15 protein-coding genes are annotated in these 16,134 nt (G+C 45.0%); 8 read left to right on the forward strand and 7 right to left on the reverse strand.

The features are described 5' to 3' along the window. Positions 1 to 803: 803 nt before the first annotated feature. The 4 genes from K5Q92_RS18295 to K5Q92_RS18310 all read right to left on the reverse strand — a co-directional run bounded on the left by K5Q92_RS18295 (position 804) and on the right by K5Q92_RS18310 (position 4,177). Entirely contained in the window at positions 804 to 1,205 is a 402-nt protein-coding gene (locus K5Q92_RS18295) for a hypothetical protein (RefSeq protein ID WP_220770326.1), read from the reverse strand. A 212-nt stretch (positions 1,206 to 1,417) separates the two neighbouring features. Beyond that, positions 1,418 to 1,924: a M48 family metallopeptidase gene (locus K5Q92_RS18300; protein ID WP_220770327.1), complete on the reverse strand. Its 507-nt coding sequence runs from the start codon at positions 1,922 to 1,924 to the stop codon at positions 1,418 to 1,420. Positions 1,925 to 2,007: 83 nt separating this feature from the next. Then, the gene (locus tag K5Q92_RS18305) at positions 2,008 to 2,451 is read right to left on the reverse strand and encodes a DUF3010 family protein (RefSeq protein ID WP_220770328.1); all 444 of its coding nucleotides are present in this window, start codon (positions 2,449 to 2,451) and stop codon (positions 2,008 to 2,010) included. A 379-nt stretch (positions 2,452 to 2,830) separates the two neighbouring features. Continuing rightward, a complete protein-coding gene (locus tag K5Q92_RS18310) occupies positions 2,831 to 4,177 on the reverse strand; it encodes a DEAD/DEAH box helicase (RefSeq protein ID WP_220770329.1) in 1,347 nt (448 codons plus the stop codon). Positions 4,178 to 4,389: 212 nt separating this feature from the next. On the opposite strand from K5Q92_RS18310, the gene rssA reads away from it, so the two are divergent. Next, positions 4,390 to 5,367 (forward strand): patatin-like phospholipase RssA, encoded by a 978-nt coding sequence (rssA, locus tag K5Q92_RS18315; protein WP_220770330.1) that lies wholly within the window; start codon positions 4,390 to 4,392, stop codon positions 5,365 to 5,367. 91 nt (positions 5,368 to 5,458) lie between these two features. Here rssA and K5Q92_RS18320 read toward each other — a convergent pair whose 3' ends face one another. Next, on the reverse strand, positions 5,459 to 6,457 hold the full coding sequence (locus K5Q92_RS18320) for an NADP-dependent oxidoreductase (protein ID WP_220770331.1): 999 nt from the start codon (positions 6,455 to 6,457) through the stop codon (positions 5,459 to 5,461). 196 nt (positions 6,458 to 6,653) lie between these two features. Between K5Q92_RS18320 and K5Q92_RS18325 the strand changes: the two genes are divergently transcribed. The 7 genes from K5Q92_RS18325 (at position 6,654) to K5Q92_RS18355 (ending at position 13,009) form a co-directional block, all read left to right on the forward strand. Further along, complete coding sequence (locus K5Q92_RS18325) at positions 6,654 to 7,106, forward strand: MarR family winged helix-turn-helix transcriptional regulator (protein ID WP_220770332.1); 453 nt, start codon at positions 6,654 to 6,656, stop codon at positions 7,104 to 7,106. 80 nt (positions 7,107 to 7,186) lie between these two features. After that, the gene (locus K5Q92_RS18330; RefSeq protein ID WP_220770333.1) at positions 7,187 to 7,870 is read left to right on the forward strand and encodes a hypothetical protein; all 684 of its coding nucleotides are present in this window, start codon (positions 7,187 to 7,189) and stop codon (positions 7,868 to 7,870) included. A gap of 254 nt (positions 7,871 to 8,124) precedes the next feature. Continuing rightward, positions 8,125 to 10,242, forward strand: a complete 2,118-nt coding sequence (gene nrdD / locus K5Q92_RS18335) for an anaerobic ribonucleoside-triphosphate reductase (protein ID WP_220770334.1) — start codon at positions 8,125 to 8,127, stop codon at positions 10,240 to 10,242. 76 nt (positions 10,243 to 10,318) lie between these two features. Beyond that, positions 10,319 to 10,783 (forward strand): anaerobic ribonucleoside-triphosphate reductase-activating protein, encoded by a 465-nt coding sequence (gene nrdG / locus K5Q92_RS18340; RefSeq protein WP_220770335.1) that lies wholly within the window; start codon positions 10,319 to 10,321, stop codon positions 10,781 to 10,783. A gap of 133 nt (positions 10,784 to 10,916) precedes the next feature. After that, positions 10,917 to 11,273, forward strand: a complete 357-nt coding sequence (locus K5Q92_RS18345) for a YibL family ribosome-associated protein (protein WP_220770336.1) — start codon at positions 10,917 to 10,919, stop codon at positions 11,271 to 11,273. 214 nt (positions 11,274 to 11,487) lie between these two features. Then, positions 11,488 to 12,105, forward strand: coding sequence for a GTP cyclohydrolase II (ribA, locus tag K5Q92_RS18350; RefSeq protein ID WP_220770337.1), 618 nt, complete (start codon positions 11,488 to 11,490; stop codon positions 12,103 to 12,105). A gap of 97 nt (positions 12,106 to 12,202) precedes the next feature. Next, complete coding sequence (locus tag K5Q92_RS18355; protein WP_220770338.1) at positions 12,203 to 13,009, forward strand: hypothetical protein; 807 nt, start codon at positions 12,203 to 12,205, stop codon at positions 13,007 to 13,009. A 57-nt stretch (positions 13,010 to 13,066) separates the two neighbouring features. On the opposite strand, the gene K5Q92_RS18360 is transcribed toward K5Q92_RS18355, so the two are convergent. After that, positions 13,067 to 13,384, reverse strand: a complete 318-nt coding sequence (locus K5Q92_RS18360; RefSeq protein ID WP_220770339.1) for a VF530 family DNA-binding protein — start codon at positions 13,382 to 13,384, stop codon at positions 13,067 to 13,069. Between the two features lie 133 nt (positions 13,385 to 13,517). After that, complete coding sequence (locus tag K5Q92_RS18365) at positions 13,518 to 15,938, reverse strand: S8 family serine peptidase (RefSeq protein ID WP_220770340.1); 2,421 nt, start codon at positions 15,936 to 15,938, stop codon at positions 13,518 to 13,520. Positions 15,939 to 16,134 lie beyond the last annotated feature (196 nt).

Raw genomic sequence — 16,134 nt, forward strand, 5'->3', positions numbered from 1 at the left:
AATAAACCTATTATTTAATTTTTACTGAATAAAAGCTATTGATTTATAAGGACTCTATCAAAGTCATGCTGGATAAACGCGCACAGAAATGAGCAAAGTGAGCATTGGTATTGATGTTAAATCGAAAGTAATTCGTGATTATTACTTATCGATTCGTAAAAGTAGGCCAACAGGCTCTTCACAGCTCTTTCCTGCTTATTGCTTCTCCCATAACGGCGCAAAACTAAGCCTCGAAACTCACAAGAAACACCAATTCCCCATCGGAGTTGCCGAAGTACGTTGGAATAAATCGTGTGATGCCGACATGGATGTCGGAGTAGCTTTCGCGGGGCAGGATGCCCCATCGGAAGCGTTAGCGATTTATCCAAAAGTACGAGGGAGACAACTTCGTCTGGGGCGCTGAGGGTTCGCTAAGGGGGACAAGCGCTTTCCCCCTTGGCTCGGGTGTGGGCGAAGCGCCACGACTTTGGTCAAGCGAAGCTTGATAGTTCCAAGGCTAACCAACTTTGGGGCATTTCCAAGTTAGACATCAAGCTAAATGAGTACACCAATTACCACGTGTAGATACGGCTGAAGCCGTTGAAAACATGGCCACTCTATGACATCCATGTCACCGCGGCATTTGTGAATCCATTCACATCAGATGTTTTCGTTGAGCCTACACGTACTAGCGGCGTGCTTCGGCAGTGTCTGCACATACCCCGCTGGAGGCGATTGATAACAATGAAGCGATAATCCAGATCAGGCTACTTGGTAACACCAACCCCAAAATAAATGTAAAAGCCTTCATTCAAAGGCTGAAGCTAAGCTTGTTGACGTTGTTCGCTTTTCATCGCACATAAGCAGGCTTTCCCACGAAGAGCAGGGCAGCTTTTACAGGGCTTAGCCTTATGGGGACGATACAAGTCAGTTTGAGCTGGGGAGGTGAGGTTGATATTGCGCTGGGTAAATATTGGCATATTAACAACGGCATCATTTGCGGGAGTAAGCTTAGTGTAGGCGCTGGACAAGGTAATTTGTGCATCTATACGCTTAAGCTTAAGTTGGCGCTTGATAACTTTTAAGCGATATTTATACAGCTTTGCTGCGCGCTTTTTTAGTGAGATCTCGCTATCACTGAGTTGAATGTAATAACTGATTTTTTGCTGATACTTAGCCAGCTTACGGCGACATTTCTGCTGCTTGTAAATTAAATCATCACTCATCACTCTTTACCTATCATTCTCTACTCATGACTGGTCAGCCAAAGAATCGGCGAATGTCTATATGCTCAATGGTTTAGAGTGTAATCTAAAATCACTTAAATGAAAATCATTATCGTTCAGGTTTTGTTGGTGATTAATGGTGATAATGATGATAGTGGCGATAATGGATGAAGCGTTTATCTTCACCTGTAATTTTCTAGTTCGCTTTCTTTTTAAAGGTAGGGATTTTGCTCGGCATCGATTAAGGTCAGTAGCAGTCTTAGTTCAAACTCCAATTGATGGTAATCTCCGTCCATATGGCAGCAGAGCTGATAAAAGGCTTTGTTATGATCTTTCTCTTTTAAATGAGCAAGCTCATGAACCACCACCATTCTCAGTAATCCTTCCGGTACCTTTTTAAGACGCGAAGAGATGCGGATCTCATTTTTCGCCTTGATTTTGGCACCTTGTTTACGGGCAACATAAGAGTGTAAACCTAGCGCTTGGTGACTTAGGGAGATCTTGTCATCGAAGATCACTTTCGACAGCGGCTGAGACTTTCGAAGATATTGGTTTTTAATTGCGATAGTGTAGTCGTACAGGGCTTTGTCTGTTCGAATCGTATGGATGTCTGGGTGACGCTTAAGTAGAAACTGCCCAAGTTTACCTTGCTCTAATAGGCTTTGAACTTGCTGTTGGATGTCGCTTGAATAACCGGCGAGGTAGGTGAGTGTTTGCATGGGCTAGCTATACTTTAAGAGAAAGAATGTATTTAAAGATATAAAAAGGGCGCCCTGAGTGCGCCCATTGACAGTGACAGTGCTTATGCTTCGTCAGTCTTGTAGATAGTCATGTTGTGGTACGCATAAGCAGCTTCAAATGCGCTCTTTTGGAAACGCTTTAGCTCTAGACCTTCAAAATCAACCTGAGGTGGATTACGCTTTAGCTGCTCTTTGATTGCCACTGGCGACACGATAGACACAGGAACAGGTAAAATTTGGATCAAGGCTTCTAATTTAAAGCTAGTTACGCTGCCCGCGCCTTTACCTTTTTGCTCACGCTGGATAATCACGATTTCATCGACTCGGTAGTCTTCAATCAATTTGCCAAATGCAAAGTGAAAATCACGCATGGTTTCAGTGCTTTCAGAGTTTGAAATCGCGAACGACTTTTGACGGCAATCCGGCACGTTATAAGTTTCGCCTTCATAACTTAATAAACTGATGATGGCTTCGCCACCTTTTAACTCTACGCCACAAACTCTCATGATAAACCTTAATAAAACAATATTGCGGGTATTGTAACGCTATTTCCCGAAACGGTCAGCGTTTTAATGTGGATTCGGGCGCTATTCAATTAACTTTTTATGTAAGTCGCTTGATAGGCGTCCTTGTTGCTATCGAAGTAGAGGTTTTAAAAGCCCAATCTCACAATATTTTGTGGTTTATTTCCGTAACGCTATTTCCCGAAACGGTCAGCGTTTTAATGTGGATTTAGGCGTTATTCAAATAACTTTTTGCCTTTGTTTCCTCTAGCGCTTAAAGAGGAGAGGCGAGATGCAAAATAAAAAAGCCGCAGAGAGAATGACTCAATGCGGCTTTTCATTTAACTCAAGGCATCGCAATGCACTGAGTAGAAGGGGCGGTTTAGTCTTCCGGCGTATCTTGAAGCTTAGACTTAGGCTTTCTCAGCATTGGCGCATCACCAACATCGATGCCAGTAGCAAAGCGCTTATCGCGATTAGCAGCCGCTTTTGCCGATGATTTCTTTTTGGCTGCGGCTGCTTTCTTCTTGGCAGCGACAGCAGGTTTAGCTTTACGCTTATTCACTGCTTTAGGCTTTAAGCCACTGAACTTGCCTTTAAGCCCTTCAAGCTCGCTAAAGCCGAATGTCTTGTTTAAGAAGGTTTGTACTTGGGTAAAGTTAACCCAGTCTTTTGGACCAACAATCGAGATGGCATCGCCCTTTGCCCCCGCACGACCTGTACGGCCGATACGGTGGACATACTCTTCGGCAAACTTAGGCATGTCGAAGTTGATGACTAGCGATACATTGAGTAGATCCAGTCCGCGAGAGGCAACATCGGTCGTCACGAGAATTTGCTGCATACCACGGCTAAATTCGTCCATGATCTGGTTACGAGCCGCTTGCTTTAGCTCACCGCTAAGTGAGGCGGTTTTAAAGCCATCATCGGCCAACTTCTTCGCCAAGCGGTCGGTATCTTGTCTTGTGGCGGTAAAGATGATGATCTGTTTTTGCTGCTCTTCTTTTAGAATGCGAGTCAAAATCGCTTCTTTATGATCTAAGTGATCGCATAAGAAGATGCGCTGGGTAATATCTTTGTGCTCTAGGTTACCTGCACCAATGGCGACATGTTCAGGGTTTTTCAGTAACTCTGCGGCAATTTCATTGACATCGCCATGATCTAAGGTTGCCGAGAACATCAATGTTTGACGACGCTTATGGTCGGCAGCACTATTAATCTGTTTTAGCTGTTCGGCAAAACCAAGATCGAGCATACGGTCAGCTTCGTCTAAGATAAGCAGCTCAAGACCGTTTAGATGCAGGTGATGTTGTTTAAGGTGGTCGGCTAGGCGGCCCGGTGTCGCCACAACAAAGTGTGGATCACGGGATAAGGCTTTTGCTTGATCATTAAAATTCTCGCCACCTAGGATTTTAATCGCTTTAAACTGAGTGTTTGCGACCAATAAACGCAGCTGACTGTACACTTGAGTGGCGAGCTCACGGGTTGGTAATAAGATCACCACGCGAGGATCACGTTTACTCAATGCTTTACACGAAATCAGTCTCTGCATCGCCGGCAATAAAAAGGCCAATGTCTTACCTGAGCCTGTTTTAGAAGAGGCCATTAGATCTTTGCCTGCAAGGGCGACTGGAATTGCTTCCTGCTGAATCTCTGTCGGGGTGTCTATCCCCATATGCTTGAGACTCTGTAACAGGCGTTGATCCAGTGAGAAATCGGTAAATTGCAAAGGTGTACTCCATAAATGATACGACCGCGTATTATAACCTACAGATTTACCAATACGCTACGAATACCCATCAACTTTGTTCTTCTAATCCTAAGAACTCTGCTAAAATAGCGCACTTTCTTGGAGTTCTTTCCGTTTGCGTTCATTGATAGTTAATGAATTGCCCTTACTATTAAATTGTTTTTGAAACGGATCTATGGAGTCATTTTCACGTGTCGACAAATAAAAAAGCAGTACGTATCGGTTTAGCCCTAGGCAGTGGCGCTGCTAAAGGCTGGGCACATATCGGTGTGCTAAATGGCTTAGCTAAGATGGGGGTCTTCCCAGATAAAATAGCGGGTTGTTCAATAGGTGCTCTTGTGGGGGCTGCCTATGCAAATGGTCACCTAGAAGAGCTTGAGCAGTGGGTACGTAGCTTTAGCAGTTGGGATGTACTTGGCTTGATGGATCTGAGCTGGGGTAAAGGCGGACTTATCGGTGGTGAGCGTGTCTTTGACCTCTTACAGAGACGCATTGGTGATCTACAGATTGAAGACTTAAACAAGCCGTTTGCGGCGGTCGCGACCGACTTATATTCTGGCCAAGAGATATGGTTTAGGGAAGGGGACTTACGCCATGCTGTGCGCGCATCTTGCTCTATGCCAGGTATTTTACCGCCAGTGAAAGTGGGTGAGCGTTGGCTAGTCGATGGCGCTGTCGTCAACCCTGTGCCAGTTTCTGTTAGTCGAGCCATGGGCGTAGATTTAGTGATAGCTGTGGATCTTCACGGGTTACGTCGTGGGCGGATGCAAGTTTTACCTGTCAGTATGAAGAGTAATAAGCCAACGATAGAAGAAGTGCAAGAAGCTGAGCAGCACCAAGACAAAGGGTTTACCGATCTCTTGGCTCGAGGTCGTGACTATATTACCGGTCTAACAGATAAATTCTCTTTGGGCCATAAAGCGGGCACACCTCAAAACCCCAACCCTGGAATGCTGGCAGTGATGTCGCAATCTATGGATATTCTAGAGCAGCGCCATAAAAGAGCGCGTTTGATGGGCGATCCGCCAGATATCTGCATTGTGCCGGATATGGGGGATATAGGTACTATGGAGTTTCACCGTGCCGAAGAGGCGATAGCTGCGGGTGAAGCCGCGGTTGAGAAAGTCGCGCATTTGATTGAGGCTGCACTGGCTCAACATACGGCGTAAATTTGCGATGAGTTCTAATACCAATCGGTATAAGCAAAAAGGGCCATTGGCCCTTTTTACTTTGATTGAGTATTGGCGCTATAGGCCGAATTTAAGCCAGTTTTACCACCATTTTACCGCGGTTTTTACCTTCAAACAGCCCAATAAATGCATTGGGGGCATTTTCTAAACCCTCATAAATAGTTTGCTCGGCATGCACTTTGCCTTCGGCTAGCCATTGTCCCATCTGCTTTGCAAACTGGGGGTAATGGTCCCAATGTTCGAATACGATAAAGCCTTCAATTTTTAACTTTTTAATAATGATCTGTGCAAGATTGCTGGGGCCAGGAGTGGGCGTCGTGTCATTGTACTGGGCTATCATGCCACACACGGCGATTCGGCCGTGATCTTTCATATGATTGAGTGCAGCGCTGAGGTGTTCACCCCCAACATTTTCAAAATAGACATCAATCCCTTCTGGCGCAGCTTTGCCAAGTGCTATGTCTAGATCGCCACAGGTTTTATAGTTAATCACTGCGTCGACACCTAATGAGGTGAGATATTGTACCTTTTCGTCCGAACCAACAGAGGCAACGACACGGGCTCCCATGAGTTTTCCTATTTGCGCCACTACACTGCCTACTGCGCCAGAAGCTGCAGAGACAAATAGGGTTTCACCTGCTTTTAATTGTGCAATACGATTGAGACCGGTCCAAGCTGTCATGCCAGGCATACCGAGAACACCGAGGAAATGCGACTCTGAAATTGGCGTATCGGGCAAAACCGTGATATCTGAACCGTCACTAACAAAGTGACTGCGCCAGCCAAGCATACTGCTGACTTTACTGCCAATGGGGAAATTAGGGTTGAGAGACTCGATGACTTCACCAATTGCGCCGCCTTCTAATACTTTTCCTATCTCGAAAGGCGCAATGTAACTTTTTCTGTCAATCATACGACCACGCATGTAAGGGTCGACAGACATCCATAAATTTTTGACTAGGAACTCACCTTGCTTTATGGAGGAGAGCTGTTCTTCCGCTTGGACAAAGTTATCGGCGCTAGGCATGCCTTCAGGGCGAGACTTCAATTGAATTTCTTGGATATTCATGTCATTCCTTAATTTGATTTGTGCGCAAAGTAATTGTCAGTATCATAGGCTGGTAAAATTTATTTTGCAATTACTTTGCGCGCCAACTATTTGGTGGCAAATAGCCTGCTAACAAACAGATTGTGCACAAGCTAGTTTCAACCCTAAATGTGAGTTAATATTAGCGGCATTCCTGACTTGCCTAAGCTTAACTGCTGTGACCAACAACGACTCAAACAATACTGCCGATCCCAGTCTTTCTGATAACGTTTGCTTTGCGCTTTATACTGCGGCAAACGCCTTGATGAGAGCCTATAGGCCGTTACTGGAACGGTATGAGCTAACGTATCCCCAATATTTAGTGATGCAGTCTTTGTGGTTGCATGACAGAGTGAGCCTGACACATATATCTAGATCCACACGTCTCGATATGGGCACATTAACACCTATTGTTAAACGCCTTGAAGCTAAAGGATTTTTGCAGCGCCTAGCCGATGAAACCGATGAACGTAAAAAGGTGATTGTACTGACAGAAGCTGGCCATAAGCTTAAGTTGGAAGCCTTGGCGCTAAAGCAAACCTTGCTTGATAAGGTCAATATGACCGACGAGCAAGTGGAGTCACTAAGAGCCTTATGTCTCTCTTTAACCCATGAGTTGACGCAAAAATAATCAGTTGGTTTTCAAGTCGATAAGTCGGCACGTTAAATGCTTTAACGAGGTAATTATCATTTAACGCCGGCTTTTTGACGATGAATCTACTTAGCAGTATCAACACCGCAGTAAACACCAATACGCTATCTGATGCCTATGGCGTGAATAATGGCCAGTCAAATGTTGCTAATACCGAAAATGTCACTGCCCAAGGGGCTAAGACGACTCAAGTCGCCGCTACAGAGCTGACAAAGAGTGACAATACCTTAGTGTTGTCGGGCCGTGCCGAGCGAGCGCAAAAAATCGAAGCGATGGCAAATGACTTCTTTAAAGGCGGGACTTTCACCTCGGCGCAATTGCCTGCCCTTATCCAGCGACTGTATCAAGATGGTATTTTATCTGAAGGGCAGTTGAACCGCTTGTCTAATAGTGGCTTTGAAATTCCGCCTGCCGATGAACAATCGCTAGCTGACTTTATTGATGAGCAACGCGCAGGCTTGAGCGATAGTGAAGACGACAAAAAGCTAGCTGCGATGTTAGATGATGCAAAGTGGGTCATGGGAGCGATGGATATCTCTCAATCGCCATTAGTTGCTCAGAAAGCTAACCGTGTTTCAAGTCATATCACCGAGTTGTTAAATTCTGAAAAACCTCTGAGTGAAGCCCAAGCTAATCAGTACAAAGGGCTTAAATCTTTGATGCAACTCGCTTCTATGACGGGCGAGCATCAGCAAGAAAATGGTCAGCTCAACAGCTACCTTGCCTTGGCGAAAAGGCATTAGATTTTTATCCACAATTTATACCTCAATTATCCTGTTACTAGCCCGCTTCTAGGTCGCCGTCAAGGGCATATTTTTAGATAAGCGGGTTTATAGACAGAACTGTTTTCTTATTGTCTTCCTCTTTTAAAAGTATGATCTGGATCAATGTATCCGTTCTTATTTTATAGCTTAATGCGCCACATATTGTGATTTATAGAAAAAGCAGCACTATATGTAGTGTTGCTTTGATTAGCGAGCCGAAGAGGATTTATACAATGCCAGTGGTTATTAAACGGGATGGTTACCGTACGCCTTTTGACGAAACAAGGATTAAAGATGCCGTGATAGCAGCTGCTAACTCGGTAGGTATTGAGTGCGCTGAATATGCACAACAAGTTGCAGAAAAAGTAAGTCAAACTGTATCTGATTTAGAAGAAGTGAACATTCACGATCTACAAGATTCAGTTGAAAACTTGCTGATGGAAGGCCCACATAAATCTTTGGCGCGTGTTTACATTGAATACCGTCATGATCGTGACATTAAGCGCGAAGTTAGCAGCCGCCTAAATAAAGAGATCCGTGGTCTGGTTGAGCAAAGCAATGCCGCTTTGTTAAACGAGAACGCGAACAAAGACTCTAAAGTGATCCCGACTCAGCGCGATCTTTTAGCGGGCATTGTGGCTAAGCATTACGCCAAGTGCCACATTCTGCCAAAAGACGTGGTTGCAGCCCATGAGTCTGGTGAGATCCATTACCACGACTTAGATTATGCGCCGTTCTTCCCAATGTTTAACTGTATGCTAATCGATTTAAGCGGCATGTTAACCCAGGGCTTTAAGATGGGTAACGCAGAAATTGAAACACCTAAGTCGATTTCTACAGCAACGGCTGTTACCGCGCAGATCATCGCTCAAGTGGCGAGCCATATCTATGGCGGCACCACCATCAACCGTATCGACGAAGTATTAGCGCCGTTCGTTGCTAAGAGCTATGACAAGCATTACCAAGTGGCTCTGACTTGGGGCATTACTGATGCTAAAGCGTTTGCCACAGCACAAACAGAGAAAGAGTGTCACGACGCATTCCAGTCATTAGAGTATGAGGTGAATACTCTGCATACCGCTAATGGCCAAACGCCATTCGTAACCTTCGGATTTGGTCTAGGCACCTCTTGGGAGTCACGCTTAATTCAACAGTCTATGATGAAGGTGCGTATTGCTGGTCTTGGTAAGAACCGTAAAACTGCGGTATTCCCTAAGCTGGTATTTGCTATTCGTGATGGCATTAACCACAAGACTGGCGATTGTAACTACGATATCAAGCAGTTGGCGCTGAAGTGTGCGTCGACTCGTATGTATCCAGATATCCTCAACTATGAGCAAGTAGAAAGAGTTACAGGCTCGTTCAAGACACCTATGGGTTGCCGTAGTTTCCTTGGTACGTTTGAGCAAGATGGCGAGCTAGTTCATGAAGGCCGTAACAACCTCGGTGTTGTCAGCCTTAACTTGCCACGTATTGCACTAGAAGCAAATGGTGATGAAGCCGAATTTTACCGTATTCTAGATCAGCGTCTACTTATCGCTCGTAAGGGCTTAGATACACGCATCGCGCGTCTAGAAGGCGTTAAGGCTCGCGTCGCACCAATCCTATATATGGAAGGTGCTTGTGGTGTGCGTTTACGCGCCGATGATGATATCTCTGAGATCTTTAAGAACGGCCGCGCATCGATCTCTTTGGGTTATATCGGATTACACGAAACCATTAATGCACTTTATGGCACTGAAGAGCATGTTTACGACAGTGAATTGCTGCGTGAAAAAGCTATTGAAGTGATTAAGTACATGAAGCAAGCGACTGAAGACTGGAAGAAAGAGTCTGGTTACGCGTTTAGCTTATACAGCACACCAAGTGAGAACTTGTGTAGCCGTTTCTGTGCCCTAGACACTAAAGTATTCGGTGTTGTTGATGGCGTGACAGCTAAGGGCTATTACACAAACAGCTTCCATTTGGATGTTGAAAAGCAAGTTAACCCTTACGACAAGATCGACTTTGAACAGCCATACCCTGAGCTAGCGAATGGTGGCTTTATTTGCTACGGCGAGTTCCCTAACATGCAAAATAACGTTGAAGCGTTAGAAGATGTGTGGGATTACAGCTATAGCAGAGTGCCTTATTATGGTACTAATACCCCAATCGATGAGTGTTACGACTGTGGTTATACAGGTGAGTTTAGCTGTACTAGCAAAGGCTTTACCTGTCCAAAATGTGGTAACCATGAGCCAAGCCGTGTATCGGTAACACGGCGTGTATGTGGCTACTTAGGCAGCCCTGATGCAAGACCATTTAACTATGGTAAGCAGGAAGAAGTTAAGCGTCGCGTTAAGCACTTATAAGCTGCTGCTCGCTCTCTAAATAAAAAGGTGCTGTTATCAGCGCCTTTTTTATCTCTTTAGCTGGAATGAGTTAATAATGAATTATCATCAATATTATCAAACAGATGTTATTAATGGGCCGGGTACACGTGCCACCCTTTTTGTCTCGGGTTGCGAGCATCAGTGCCGCGGCTGTTACAATCAGTCCACTTGGAATCCCTGTTCAGGACATCTATTTGATGAGCAGATGCAGCAACGCATTATTGATGATCTAAATGATGAGCGTATTAAGCGCCGCGGTCTATCGCTATCAGGAGGCGACCCGCTATTTCCAGCCAATTTAGAGGCGATATTGTCACTAGTTAAGCGGGTGAGAGAGCAATGCCCTGGTAAAGATATCTGGCTGTGGACAGGTTATACCTTAGGGAATTTGAGCGCCGCACAGCAAGAGATAGTCGACATAGTCAACGTTGTTGTAGATGGCAAGTTTGAGCAGTCTCTTGCCGATCCTAGCTTATTATTTAGGGGCAGCAGTAACCAAGAAATCCACTATCTCAGATAAGCTTGCTATAAACCTAGGCAAAATGGCCTTGGATACTGTTATAATGTGGCAATTAATGGCAAAACAGCATCAGTTAACTGAGGCTGTTTTTGTTTCTAGACGTGTTATTTAGATTTGAATTTAAGGTTTGTAAATGAATTTAAAGCAGGAGCTGCAAACGCTCAACGATAAGTTAGACAGATTTCGTCGTAAGCTAGCAGCCGCTGAAAAGCGTGGTGACCCGACTGTTATTATGCAGTTTAAGCAGGAGATTGCTGCTTTAACTAAACGTATTAGTAGCGTTAAAGGTCAGCAAACACGTGAGCTGAGTAAGCAAGGTAGCACTGTTTCTGGCCTCAAATTTAGTCGAGTGCTAACGAAAACCGAACAGGCTGACATGGGTAAATTGAAAAAGTCAGTAAAGGGCTTGGTCGTTGTACACCCTATGACAGCTTTAGGTCGTGAAATGGGCATTAAGCAAGTGACAGGCTTTGCACCTAAAGAGTTTTAAGCGCTTTTTGTTATTCATTTAGTGAGCCGCTTCAAGGTTATCTTTAAGCACTGGGCTTATGCTGACTCAAGTTTAGTCTATGGCGAATTAATTAGCGTTTAAGTCATAGGCTGATTGAATCATTGAGCTAGCAAGAGTATCGTCTCAAGCATTTATTTTCTTTATCAGGACGTTTGCAGTCTCATGGAATGAGAGTTGTCGTTAAGGTTTTTTCATGTCGATTAAATATATCGCGTCTTCAAAATTACCGACCCCTTGGGGTGTTTTCGAAATGCATGGCTTTGAAGATAGCGAGACAGGTAAAGAGCACGTAGCGCTTACCTTTGGTACATTTCCCCCAGACACACCTATCCTTGGGCGTATTCATTCGGAATGTTTAACTGGTGATGCGCTATTTAGCTTACGTTGTGACTGTGGTTTTCAGCTACAAACAGCGATGCAAAATATCGCCGAAGAGGGGCAAGGGTTTATTCTTTATTTGCGCCAAGAGGGTCGTGGCATCGGTTTGCTTAATAAAATCCGTGCTTATGAACTGCAAGATCAAGGTGCGAATACCGTCGAAGCTAACGAGCGTTTAGGCTTTGAGGCCGATATGCGTAAATATGACATGATCATCCCTATGATGGAAAAGATCGGTGTCGATAAAGTACGCTTAATGACCAATAACCCGCGTAAAGTGAAGGCGATGCAAAGCTTTGGCTTAGAAGTTGTTGAGCGAGTGCCATTGCAAGTGGGCAAGAACCGCTATAACGAAGGCTACCTCAAGACTAAGTCGACTCAGCTGGGGCATATGATGTCTGAGCATCACTTTATCGATGGCGACAAAGACTGAGTTTGATAGGGAAAGCCTTAATTTTTTTGGCTTTTCCCCTGCTATATCGCTATATTCGGGTTATCTATTAGAGTTTAATTAAATTTAAAATCGATCTATGACCCGTTTACGAGTCCTTTCTGTTTTGCTGCTATTAATTGGTTTACCTGTTGGTGCGGAAACTGATTACAGCCACTATGCTTTCTCGAACTATTTGGGCAGCGGTATCTACCGCACTGCTGGCCAAAATGCGACAGTCGTTAATATTCCACTCAGTTTTGATCTTGAGCGCTCCGAAGAGGAGTCTTTGGTATTACGAACGCCGATATCTATGGGGTTCTTCAATTTTACTTGGAGTGACTTACCAGACGGTGAATTCCCTTCGAGTGTTGGTACCCTAAGCGTTACCCCAGGGCTCGAGTACAGGGTAAAAAATGCTGATAACCATGAGTTTCAAACTTACGCCGATCTAGGTTTTGGCACTAACTTTACCAATGGCAACGATGTTGTTATCTATTCGGCTGGCATGTCTAGCCTGCTCAACTTTGATTTTGGTGATAGTAACCCCCTGTGGGTGAACCGAATCTTTTTTGCTGGCTATAGCACCTTAAATGATGGTGCGAGTGAAACTTACTCTGCGGTGCAATCGGGTGTCGATATCGGGACAAATTACTTTTTCCAGATGGGGGGAGTCGAAGCTGAGCCCCGTTTTTTTGTTGCGGGCTATTGGTATTTCGATCGCTTAAAGTTCACCACACCATTTGAAGAGGATGTGCTGGTGGCCAGTAGCCTTGAGGTTGGTTTAACCTTTGCGTTTTCCAAGCCAGTAGGCTGGGACTTAATTAATATTGAACGCTTTGGTTTAAGTTACCGCGCTGGCGATGGGGTTGAGGTATGGCGTTTAATTTTTGAATTCCCCATCTAGGTAGAGTGGCTTAACAAAAAGTTAAGCCACTACACTATGCGTTAGTTTAAATTGGGATTATTTACCCCAAATCTTTGCATTGATCTCAGGTAATGGTTCTTTCGATTTTTGCGGCTTATTAACAAACTCATCGTCAGAGCGCACTCTTGGCGCAGGTAAAGGCAGTTTGTTCATCTTTAAATAAAGGTATTCCACTTTATCTCTTGCCCATTGAGTTTTACGCAGAAACTTTAAACTCGACTTAATGCTTGGGTCATGATTAAAGCAGCGAATATCGATACGTCTACCTAATTCTTCCCAACCATAATGATCGACAAGATCCGTTAATAAGTCTTCGAGCTTAATGCCGTGGAGTGGGTTGTTTACTTGAGTCATAGTCTTATTGCAATTGTCTTGTTGGTACTTACCTGAATGAGTTAATTATATCAGCTTATTAATAACAGGTCTTGAGCTTAATATTGCAAAAAAAGAGAGCCGTACGGCTCTCTTTTGTAACGTCATTTGCTTGTTATTGGAAGCTTAGCTGCCATGAGTTTATGGTACCAACATCGCGTCGAGCACTGTCTACGGCTTTAAGTTTCCAGTCACCAGCCGAGTCTACACCCGACATATCGACAGTATATGTTTTAACGATATCGTTGGCACTGCCGCCACTATTGTCGTGCAGTACTGCGACTTGCCCCGATGGGCTATGAAGCTCTACTTGTAGATCGCCAATATAGGTGTGACTGATATCGATTTTTACTGAGACAGTACCTGAGTCACCTGTGCGAGCGGCTGAGATTGTACTCTCTACACCCACGCTGCTGTTATCTGGAATAGCGTAGCTATTGGTATTGGTGTAAGTTACCGCACCGCCTGTCTCTCCGCCGCCAGTGGACTCACTATAGCTAGCAACAAGGTTTACGCCACTAAAAGCGCTATAACCTTGAACCATCACATAATAGGTGCCAGTTTGCACATTTGTGATAGGGCATGACTCTGTGTTTCCTCCTTTCCAAGGACGGCAGTCATAGTTAGCCGTTGTCGGTGCTGCGCCATACTGCACATAGAGATCTGCGTCGCCGCTTCCGCCGCTCATATTAAAGCTCAGATCGGACGCACCTGCAGGAATATCAATGTAGTAATGCAGTTCATCACTCTTCGCGCCCGCAAGGTTTGTTTTTACCACACCGTTAACTAGCACATTGTCGCCAGGGCCTGATCCCGGATCGGTCGGGCCTGTACATGACTCATCGAGATAGGCCTTTGCTGCATCAGCATTGACTAGGCCAAAGCCGGTCTTGTTATCGCGTCCCGCTGTTTCAAGATCTTCAGCCGTTGCTTTAAGGGCTTCTCGGATCTGCGCGGCACTACACTGGGTATGGTGGCTCCAAACGAGTGTTGCCACCCCCGATACGTGTGGTGTGGCCATTGAAGTACCGTTATAGTACTCATAGTCTTCATTATCGGTATTTGTAACGGTAACGCTGCTGCCGATTTGATTTCTAAGTGCTAAGCCCGTTGCGCGATCTACCGAGACCGATACGATGGGCGCTTCATTACTACTGTCCACCAAGAAAGGGTTCTGTAAACCGGGCAGATCTGTATTACTGTAGACAATGGTTGCGCTTGCACCAGCAGCTTTACAGGCTTTAACGGCATTAATTTCTGGGTAGCTGCTACCTTGATTACCGACACGTTCGACTAAACAGATCTTGTTGCTCATATCGTCGCAATTAAATGTGCTGCCACTAACTGAACATTCAGCAAGTGTAGCGGTTACACTCCCAAGAATCGGTGAGCTAACATGACTAGAACCCGATTGAACATATCGATTATGGGGAACGACCCCGTTGTCAAAATATGACTGTCCCGCAACGGTGATATCGGCGAGGCGACCTTCGCCTCGGGTTACCGTTGATAAAATGGCCTCACCCGGGCCTGAGATCTCAACTTGGTCAGTGTATTGCGAGAATGCGGCATGGTCTTTATTGCTATCAACGGCAGCAACCGACATCACTGAATCGTATGAAGCGGGATAACTATGGCTACTGTTACCATCATTGCCAGCAGCTGCGATTAATAGCACGCCGTTGTCTGCGTGGGCGGCGAGAGCATTTCTTTCAGTATTACTTGAGCTTGAACCACCTAGACTCATGGTAACGACATGGGAGCCATTGTTTACGCAGGTATCCACCGCTGAAACAAGTGATGAGGAGTAGCCCCACCCATCTGAGTTAAATACCTTAATCACGTGGATATTGGCATTTTGGTTGGGCATGACACCGACAACCCCTTCATTGTTTGCTATGGCGGCAATGGTGCCGGCAACGTGGGTACCGTGAGCATTATTCGCGCCGGGCTCGAACCAATTTCCTGTGCCTGAATTATTTGTGCCAGAGACATTATTAGCGTTGAGATCGTTATGGCCACGATCATAACCCGAGTCGATAATGCAGATGGTGCGGTTGCCCGCTTGGCTATCGCTTAAAACAGTAGCGCCAACGTAGGTTTGCCCCCATGGTGTTGTTTCTGACAGCAGTCGACGTGGTACATCTTCTTCTACATAGTCGACATCGGCGCGAAACCTAAGTTCTTGTAGTCTTTTATTATCGAGTTTTACTGAGTAGCTATTACTGCGACCGATGCGTTTCATCTCTTTGGCTGCAACGCTGTTAAGTGCGCGGAAATGAGAGAAAACCTCATTGCTTCTTGGCTGGTATTGGGCATCTGCAATACCGTTACTCGATTGGGCAAAGCCGTTGATGCCATCGGCGCGCTTAAACTTAACGATATAGCGTTTGGGTAACGGGTTACCTGTACCCACTTGTGAACCGTTATTTAGTAGCTGAGGATCAAATGATGGGGCTGCATTTACACTCGCAGAGATCGCCAGCGAAAGTACAGAAAGCGATAACGCTGCTCTCGATATATTTTTTATTGTCATTACTGTCTTCCATGTCATTTAGAATATCTTGTTATTTTTAGTGCTACCTACAGAATATTATTCAAGTTTCTGTGGTTGCGGCGAGAAATGTATCTAGTCAAATGGTTTTTGTAAATGAATTGTTAACATGGTGGCGGGAAGGGACGGGGAATGGATAGATTTCTTTACGCGAATAATTATTTTACTACTTTAGCTT

Origin of the sequence: Shewanella sp. MBTL60-007 (assembly GCF_019654915.1) — a bacterium.
In the GTDB taxonomy this organism is placed as follows: Bacteria; Pseudomonadota; Gammaproteobacteria; order Enterobacterales; family Shewanellaceae; genus Shewanella.

Bases quoted from the DNA above. Each gene is read 5' to 3' on its own strand.
- K5Q92_RS18365 (WP_220770340.1), bottom strand. From the start codon at position 15,938: ATGACAATAAAAAATATATCGAGAGCAGCGTTATCGCTTTCTGTACTT.
- K5Q92_RS18305 (WP_220770328.1), bottom strand. From the start codon at position 2,451: ATGAGAGTTTGTGGCGTAGAGTTAAAAGGTGGCGAAGCCATCATCAGT.
- K5Q92_RS18320 (WP_220770331.1), bottom strand. From the start codon at position 6,457: ATGAATATCCAAGAAATTCAATTGAAGTCTCGCCCTGAAGGCATGCCT.
- ribA (WP_220770337.1), top strand. From the start codon at position 11,488: ATGTCGATTAAATATATCGCGTCTTCAAAATTACCGACCCCTTGGGGT.
- K5Q92_RS18295 (WP_220770326.1), bottom strand. From the start codon at position 1,205: ATGAGTGATGATTTAATTTACAAGCAGCAGAAATGTCGCCGTAAGCTG.
- nrdG (WP_220770335.1), top strand. From the start codon at position 10,319: ATGAATTATCATCAATATTATCAAACAGATGTTATTAATGGGCCGGGT.
- K5Q92_RS18345 (WP_220770336.1), top strand. From the start codon at position 10,917: ATGAATTTAAAGCAGGAGCTGCAAACGCTCAACGATAAGTTAGACAGA.
- nrdD (WP_220770334.1), top strand. From the start codon at position 8,125: ATGCCAGTGGTTATTAAACGGGATGGTTACCGTACGCCTTTTGACGAA.
- K5Q92_RS18355 (WP_220770338.1), top strand. From the start codon at position 12,203: ATGACCCGTTTACGAGTCCTTTCTGTTTTGCTGCTATTAATTGGTTTA.
- K5Q92_RS18330 (WP_220770333.1), top strand. From the start codon at position 7,187: ATGAATCTACTTAGCAGTATCAACACCGCAGTAAACACCAATACGCTA.
- K5Q92_RS18360 (WP_220770339.1), bottom strand. From the start codon at position 13,384: ATGACTCAAGTAAACAACCCACTCCACGGCATTAAGCTCGAAGACTTA.
- K5Q92_RS18300 (WP_220770327.1), bottom strand. From the start codon at position 1,924: ATGCAAACACTCACCTACCTCGCCGGTTATTCAAGCGACATCCAACAG.